We start from the raw sequence: 1,484 nt of genomic DNA, 5'->3' as shown, positions 1-1,484 counted from the left end.
GGCGCTCGCGAAGCTCTGCGAGGTCGCTCCGCATGTCCAACGCCTGGCTGTGGAGGACGCCGCGACCCACCTCGATCAACTGCAGTGCTCGCGCCGCCCGTTCAGCGGGTGTGCCTTCGCGAGAAGCAAGAGCCAGTGCCGCCGCATCTCCGGCCAGCCCGGACCACTTGCCCATGGCGTGCTGCTGGTCACCACGGCTCAGTCGGCGGTCTGCCACTTCGGGCAGCAGGTGTACGGCGCTGGCCAAGAGATCGGCTGCGAGATCAGGATCCGACCGTCCGGTCATTGAGGCCGCTGCCTGAGCGGCCCGAATACGAATCGAGGGCCTGGCCCCGTCGGCTCGCGCGCCTTCCATATGGGCGGCCAGTGCGCGATCAAAGTCGTGCCGCGTGTGAGTCCGCTGATACCGGCGATACAGGGCCGCCCCGAGCTGGAACAGGTAGTCGGCGCGCTCCGGATGTTCCGCGGACGAGATGTCGAGCGCAGCCTGGCACGCAACCACCGCGTCATCCAGATCCGCTATGGACCCGGTCCTCTCGAACCTGACGGTCAGCACACCTCCCAGCAAGGACAAGTACCTGGGGCGCTCAGGGTGGTGGGACGGAACGGTAGCGGTCGCGTCATGTCCCGCTGCGACCGCGCCGTCCAGGTCCTCAAAGCCTCCAAGGCGCTGGAAACGGGTGTGCAGGGCGGTGCACAGATTCGCGAGAAAGCGAGGGCGGTCAGGACTACTTGCATCCGTAATGCCGAGGACCTCGCGGTTTCTTCGGACCACCTCGTCGATGTCTTGAGGGTCCCCGTTCCGCTCGTAACGTTGCAACAACACTGTGCCGAGATTGGACAGCATCGCCGCCAAGGCGGAGTGTTCACGGGGTGCCGTCTTCACGGCTCCGTGCGCGAACTCGATCGCGGCGTTCAAGTCCGACAACGCCCCGGTGTGCTTGAACCGAGTCCACAGCATCAGACCGACGTTGGACAGACGGGTCGGCCGGTCGACGTGACCGTCCGCGGTGGCCTGAGCGGAAGCACGACTGGCACTGATCGCCTCGTCCAGGTCGTCCATGTCACCAGTGCATTCGAAACGCTGCCCGAGGGAGATGGCCAGGTTGTTGAGAACCGCGTTGAACTCGGTCTGATGCGGGGTAATTTCCCGGGAGGCAGCGCGGTTCATCTCGATCGCCGTATCGAGATCGGACCTGTCGCCGCCGATGCGGTATCGCGCCAGGAGAGCCTGCCCCAGGCCGGAGAGACGAAGCCCACGAGCCCGGTGCCCCGACGGGAGTATCTCCAGAGCTTCCCGGAACGCAATAACAGATCGGCCCAAATAGGCTGTTTCACCAGTGCGTTGGGATCGAGTCAGCGTGACGGTGCCGAGCCCAGACAGGAACATGGAGCGCGCAGGATGTTCCTCGGGAGCCGCCTCGACTGCGGCCTGGCAGCACTCGATCGCGTTGTCGAGATCTGCCAGCGCGCCGGTGCTTTCA

Annotated in this window: 1 protein-coding gene; it reads right to left on the bottom strand. The window is 65.3% G+C overall.

Annotated features, from left to right (window positions below):
• Positions 1 to 1,484 (bottom strand): tetratricopeptide repeat protein (locus ACFY5C_RS41505; protein ID WP_389455270.1); only part of this gene is annotated, 1,484 nt, incomplete at both ends.

The organism is Streptomyces sp. NPDC012935, from assembly GCF_042900345.1.
In the GTDB taxonomy this organism is placed as follows: domain Bacteria; phylum Actinomycetota; class Actinomycetes; order Streptomycetales; family Streptomycetaceae; genus Streptomyces.
The sequence above is the reverse complement of the archived record's forward strand: the minus strand, read 5'-3'. Positions and strand labels throughout refer to the sequence as shown.